This window comes from Amycolatopsis sp. NPDC005232 (assembly GCF_040607795.1).
GTDB lineage: Bacteria > Actinomycetota > Actinomycetes > Mycobacteriales > Pseudonocardiaceae > Amycolatopsis.
The window spans coordinates 1-5,909 of sequence record NZ_JBEXHL010000083.1 but is presented as its reverse complement, the minus strand read 5'-3'; the positions used below and the strand labels follow the sequence as shown (position 1 = coordinate 5,909).

The following is a 5,909-nucleotide window of genomic DNA, read 5'->3' as shown; positions in this document are numbered from 1 at the left end:
AACGCCATGTGGAGCGTCGACCGCGTACTCCGGCCACGACTCGGCAAATACGGCTGGATGTGCGGCGATTGAGTCCCACCAGGCTTCGCGAATACGGCCCCGCCGGCAGGAAGTTCGCCACGATCGCCACCAAACGGCCGCTGGCGCGGTCGGCGTGCAGCATTGGCTACTGGACGCTCCGTTGACTGAACGAACTATGGAGTTTCCGCCGTACCTCGATGCCACCTCGGCCGCATTGCCGGGCGGACCGTCACAGGGCTGGGGTCGTCAGAAGGACGACGGCTGACGCATCGAGCTCGGTTCTCATCGTCGCCGTTGTCGTGGGCCGGAATGCTCCGCGGAGAGATTCATGCTCATCCCCTGGACTCGGTGACCACGACATGGTCCGGTTCGATTCTCGTCACGGCATAAGACAGGCCGCACGGCGACGTCATCGGATCCTCAAACATACCTCCGAGCACCGCGTGCACGCCGTGCGATCGGTCTCCGCCATGCCGCTAAACACGCGTCAACCAAAGGTGTCCCGCAAGGAATCTCCGGGTACGGAGGGCACGGTCCCTGCACGGTGAAACTCGAGGCCCACAGCCGGCGATTTCGTCACTGTCCGTGCGCAACAACTGTTTGTTGACCACGCCTCCTGATCGTGCTTTGCTGTCTTCCCACGCAACTGGACCTGCGCCTCTGGCCCGAATCGTTCCTGGCACGCGCGAACACGGTGCGCACCCGGAACCGTCCCGCAAAGGAGCGGACATGCCCTTCGTCCCGGCATCTGACGGTGTCCTTCTGCATTACGAATCCACCGGCAGCGGCCGCCCGATCGTCCTGATCCACGGATGGACGATGAACGGTCGCTTCTTCCACAAGAACGTCAAAGCACTCGCCGCCCACCATCGAGTCATCACCATCGACTCGCGCGGACACGGGCGCTCCGGCAAGGAGCTGGTGCACCTGACCATGGAGCAGGTCGGCCGAGACGTCGACACTGTGCTGGCCGCGCTCGACCTGCGAGACGCGGTGCTGGCCGGTTGGTCGATGGGCATGGCCACCGTCTACAACTACCTGGCCCAGTTCGGCACCGAACGCCTCGCCGGGGTCATCGACATCGACATGACCCCCTACCTGTTCGCGGACGAGGGCTGGCCGCATGGCGTGTTCGGCACGCTGGACGCCCGAAGCTCACTGGACGTGCAGCGGCAGATGATCGCCGACCGGACCGGTCTGATGAGCACGCTGGTGCCCGCCATGTTCGCGGCCGGGAGTGCCCCGGAGCCCGAGGTGCTGGCGTGGTGGGCCGACGAGTCGACCACGGTGCCGGACCTCACCGCGCTCGCGCTGTGGGTCTCGTTCTCCAGCCAGGACTGGCGCCCGATGCTGCCCTCCATCGACGTACCGGTGCTCCTCGCACACGGCCGCAAGAGCCAGATCTATCCGACTCCGGTCTGGGAATCGCTTGCAGAGCTGATCCCGCAGACCTCCCTCGTCCTGTTCGACGAAAGCGGCCACTCACCGTTCTGGGAGGAACCCGAGGCGTTCAACACAGCCGTACTCGAGTTCCTCAAGGAACTCTAAGAGTCCGGACGAAGTCCACCGACCTAACACTCCTCCGCGCCGATTCCGTCGGCCAGAGCGTCGACGGTCGCGGCTGCTCAGAACGGAGCGTTGTGTTCGGCGCGTGCTGGCGGGACGCCACGTCGGTATCTTGCACACCAGCGGGCACGTGTCCTTCTTGCGGCTCGATACCCTCCTGGGGCGGCACAGCCGATTCTGACGGTTGGTAGAACTTGGCCCGCGTCCGGTATCCGGTCAGCCGTGGTGGAAGGGTTGTCGGCCGACGGGGTCTTCGTGGGCGTTGCGGAAGGAAGGCTCGGACAGGGCCGCGCGGCGCAGGTGTTCGGCGAGTGCGTCGGCCGCCGGTGACGCGGCGCCGTCCTTGATCGCCCAGGCCAGTAGATGGTGGCGGCGAGCCCAGGGGTCCTGCAGCTCGCACACGTCGAGGGGCTGGTCGGGGTCGATGGCACGACGGGGCACGACGGCCAGCCCGACGCCGGCGGCGGCGAGGGAGATGAGGACGCTCAGGTTGGCGACGGTGGTGCGGTGGCGCACCACCGGGGCGTGGGGCCCCAGGTGTTTCTCGATCCAGCGGCGCAGCGACGAGTCGGCGTCGAGGCCGACGAGTGGGTGCTCGGCCACCTCGCCGTAGGTCAGCGCGGTCCTGCCGGCAAGGATCCCTCCGGCCTGGCCGATCACGACGAGAGAGTCGTCGGCGAGGGGCTCCACCCGCAGGCCGCAGCCGTCGGCCTCGTCGTCGAGGACGACCCCCAGATCGGCCTCCCCGTCGGCGAGCATGCGCACTGTCTGCGGAGTGCGGCTCTCGGACACGGTGACATCGATGTCCGGGTGGGTGCCGAGGAAGGAGATCAGGGCTTGCGGCACGAGCCGGTGCATCGCGGAGCCCCCGCCCAGCAGGATCAGCGGAGCGGTCGGAGACCGGGTGTAGCTCGCGACGGCGTTATCGAGGCGGACGGTCTGGTCGAGTACGTCGCGTGCGTGGCGGGCCAGGGTCGTCCCCGCGGGTGTGGGACGCACGCCCCGCCGACCGCGGACCAGCAGCGCCACCCCGGCGTGGTGTTCCAGCGAACGCACCCGGGCACTGGCCGAGGGCAGGCTCAGGTGCATGCGATGGGCGCCCGCCGTGATCGACCCCTCCGTGACGATGTGGAGGAACAGCCGCAGGTCGTCCAGGTCATAGCGCATCGCCTCAGCCTAAGGCACCGCCTTAGGCTGAGTACGTCTATTCCGCATTGTGGAATTACTTGTCCGTGCCGGATGCTCGGCGTGTGAGTGAGTCTTTTCTGATCCTGCTGGCCGGCGTCGCCGCCGGGGCGCTGAACGCCATCGGGGGCGGCGGAACCTTCGTCGCGCTGCCCGCACTCGTCGCCGCCGGCATGCCGCCGGTGATGGCCAACGCGGTGTCGCGGCTCGCCCTCGCGCCCGCCGCCGTGGCCAGCGCGTGGGTCTACCGACACGACCTGACCCCCGTCGGGCAAACGTCCACGAAGGCGCTGACCACGGTCAGCGTGATCGGCAGTGGCGTCGGTGCCGGCCTGGTGCTGGTGTTGCCGGCAGCGTCGTTCGACGCCGCGTCGCCCTGGCTGCTGGCGTTCGCCACAGTGACCCTCGCCTTGGGCCGCTACGTCTCCGGGGCAGTGAGCAGGGTACTGGGTCGCTCGGTTCGCATGAGTTCACGAGCGGTCCTGATCGCCCAGTTCTTCCTCGCGGTGTACGGCGGATACTTCGGCGGAGCCGTAGGCATCCTTACGGTGGCCCTCTGGAGCATCGGCCTCGCCCTGGACACGGCGGTCAGCAACCCGATGCGGGTCACCCAACTCGCCGCCATTTTTCTCAGCTCGAGCGTGCTGTTCCTCATCGCCTCGGACGCACTGAGCGCTCCGCTCATGCTCGCCGCGATGTTGGTCGGCGCCGTGGCCGGAGGATTCGCCGGCGCCTACCTGGCCCGCCGTTTTCCCGCCTGGCTGCTGCGAGGCGTCCTCCTGACCACCGCTGTGATCACGACCGTCCTGTATTTCCTGCGTGGCTGACGTCTCGGGGATCCGCAGCGATCATCAGCAACCGGGAGAATTGAGGTGGACATGACCGAAATTGGCGCGGGAGCCGCCGCACCGTACACGGACGCGGCGCGAGCGAGGCTGGTGATGGCCTACGCAGCTTGCGAACTGGCCGACTTCGCGCGTTTCGCCGTCCCGATCGGCGAGCATGAGCTGAACCCCGACGGCACGACTTGTGCACCAGGCACTGCGCTGGCTCACGCCGCCCGAGTGCTCACTCTCGCCGAGCGGTTCTTCGAAGCCGCCGTCGTGTTCGAGCGTGTGGGCGGCGCCGACTGGCAGGTCATCGGCGACGTGCTGCAGGTGTCACCCGAGACCACTCGAGCGCGCTACGCGATGTCCGAGGCCGCTTTCTCGGCACTGCTCTCCGAAGAGGATCACGCGACCGGAGCAGCCGGCGAGGTGACCAGCCTGCGGGCCTACATGGTCAGGGAACCATTGGAAATTGCCCTCGACCTCGACGACTGGGTGCTGCGCCACAGCGATGGCGACAACGGCCTCGGCACCGCGCCAGTCTCCGGTGCCTTGGCCCGGAGGGATACCCGACGACGTAAGCCGAGCATGGAACTGTGAAGCTCTCCCCCGGTGTCTGCGCGTCCGGTGTCGCGGGGCCATGAACGTCATTCGTCGCCGATCTCGGCTCGACCCGACTCGGCGGGTCCGCGGACACCGGACACGCCGCAGGTCACATCCGTTCGAGCACGACCACGGGGATCTCGCGATCGGTCCTCTTTGTGTACTCGTCGTAGTACGGCCACACCTGGGCCATCTTTTCCCACAGCTTCGCGCGCTCGTCTCCCTCAACCGTGCAAGCGCGGGCGGTGAACTTGTCCGCCTTCACCTGCACGCGGACCTCGGGCTCGGCCTGCAGGTTGAGGTACCAGCTCGGGGGCTTCAGGGCGCCGCCGTTGGACGCCACGATCACCGGGTTGCCGTCCACCTCCTGGTAGATCAGCGCGAGTTTGCGTCCTCGCCGCCCTTGGTGGTCAGGACCAGTGCCGGCACCCCCGGCTGCCAGTCGTGGCCGCCTTCGCCGTCGGTCTCCTCGTAGCGGCGGACGTGCTCGTCACTGTCAAGCATTCGTGCTCCCTTCTGGTTCGTTAGGCAGGAATACGGCGTCTCCTTGCCGGAGCGCCCGCGCCCGCGCGAGTAGATGGGTAATCACTCGATGGTGCGACGAACACACCAGCACCACCTGGGTGCCGGTCCAGCAACGTGGCACGGAGCCGGACGCGCCCGTGAACATGGTCCGCGCCACCGACATCCTCGACGCCGCACCACCCGGCGACTGACGCCCCGAGCCGCGAGGCGGCGAATCCGGGTGGTCCTGTCGTGCGATCGGGCTGCCACAGTGGATTCGCCGGGTTCGGCGCGGGGACGTTCGGCGATCCGCCGGCGGCCGGGCCCACCGGACTGGGATTCCGGTGTCGCACATCCTCTACTTCGGACGGTGGTCCGTCCGCTGTTCGGGGGAATTCACGTGCCTTCGTCTGGTTTCCCGGTAGAGTCGCCTGCCGAGTGTTGCGCCGCCCCGGACCCGGCGGTCGTTCTCCCGGAGATCATCAGGAGGGGCGGCGATGGCCGACGACGTCAAGAAGCGAGCCGCGGTCGGAGCGAGAGCCGTGGACTACACGGTGGGACGGCACCTGGCCTACCTCGAACGGGAGGCAGGCGGTGAGGGGGTGGTGGTCCGCGCCGGCGTGGTCGTGGGGTCCTGCGTGGATGCAGCCGAACCGGGTAGCGCGTGGGTTCCGCTCGTGGACGCCGGGTCGCCGGAGCCCGCCACGACCCGATTAGTGGCGGTCGCCGATCTCATCGGCGAGCTGACCGATCCCGGCGTGCCCCGGCACCTGGCCGAGGACCGGCCCGTCCGTCCGCCGCGGCAACTCTTCCGCACCGGACGGCACCGGCGCGACTGAACCGGTCCCCGCCCGAGGTCCCGGCCCCGCCTCTCGCGGTCCCACGTGCCGAGTACGCGTGACGTGGAAACCGCCGACTGGAAGTTCACAATCGATTTCCTCAGCTGCGCCGCGTGCACGAGGCTCGGCTGTCCGCTGTGGACCGTCGTGGACGAGACCGCGCCATGTCACCCTGCCTCGGCCCGGCGGGGTTGCGCGGGGAGAAGTGGAAGGCACATCACTGGTCACGCGGGTCGGTCATAGCGCCCAGCTTGCCAGACGGTGGTGACGAGTGGCGTGATCCCGTCACCGGATATCGCCGGCGGCAGATCACCGGGCCACGCTTCCCCGCGGACATCGCCGAGATCCGCCTGCCACCTGGGGC

General features: G+C 68.2%; 5 protein-coding genes and 1 pseudogene. 4 read left to right on the top strand and 2 right to left on the bottom strand.

Annotated features, from left to right (window positions below):
• Window positions 1–750: 750 nt before the first annotated feature.
• On the top strand, window positions 751–1,569 hold the full coding sequence (locus ABZU76_RS51485) for an alpha/beta hydrolase (RefSeq protein ID WP_354885842.1): 819 nt from the start codon (window positions 751–753) through the stop codon (window positions 1,567–1,569).
• 234 nt (window positions 1,570–1,803) lie between these two features.
• On the opposite strand, the gene ABZU76_RS51480 is transcribed toward ABZU76_RS51485, so the two are convergent.
• Entirely contained in the window at window positions 1,804–2,754 is a 951-nt protein-coding gene (locus ABZU76_RS51480; RefSeq protein WP_354885839.1) for a LysR family transcriptional regulator, read from the bottom strand.
• 83 nt (window positions 2,755–2,837) lie between these two features.
• Here ABZU76_RS51480 and ABZU76_RS51475 point away from each other — a divergent pair, with 83 nt between their 5' ends.
• Both ABZU76_RS51475 and ABZU76_RS51470 read left to right on the top strand, forming a co-directional pair.
• Window positions 2,838–3,599: a sulfite exporter TauE/SafE family protein gene (locus ABZU76_RS51475; RefSeq protein WP_354885836.1), complete on the top strand. Its 762-nt coding sequence runs from the start codon at window positions 2,838–2,840 to the stop codon at window positions 3,597–3,599.
• 45 nt (window positions 3,600–3,644) lie between these two features.
• Complete coding sequence (locus ABZU76_RS51470) at window positions 3,645–4,199, top strand: hypothetical protein (RefSeq protein WP_354885833.1); 555 nt, start codon at window positions 3,645–3,647, stop codon at window positions 4,197–4,199.
• Window positions 4,200–4,311: 112 nt separating this feature from the next.
• Here ABZU76_RS51470 and ABZU76_RS51465 read toward each other — a convergent pair.
• A pseudogene (locus ABZU76_RS51465) lies at window positions 4,312–4,706 on the bottom strand (nitroreductase family deazaflavin-dependent oxidoreductase).
• A 497-nt stretch (window positions 4,707–5,203) separates the two neighbouring features.
• Between ABZU76_RS51465 and ABZU76_RS51460 the strand changes: the two are divergent.
• Window positions 5,204–5,545, top strand: coding sequence for a hypothetical protein (locus tag ABZU76_RS51460; RefSeq protein ID WP_354885830.1), 342 nt, complete (start codon window positions 5,204–5,206; stop codon window positions 5,543–5,545).
• Window positions 5,546–5,909: the final 364 nt, after the last annotated feature.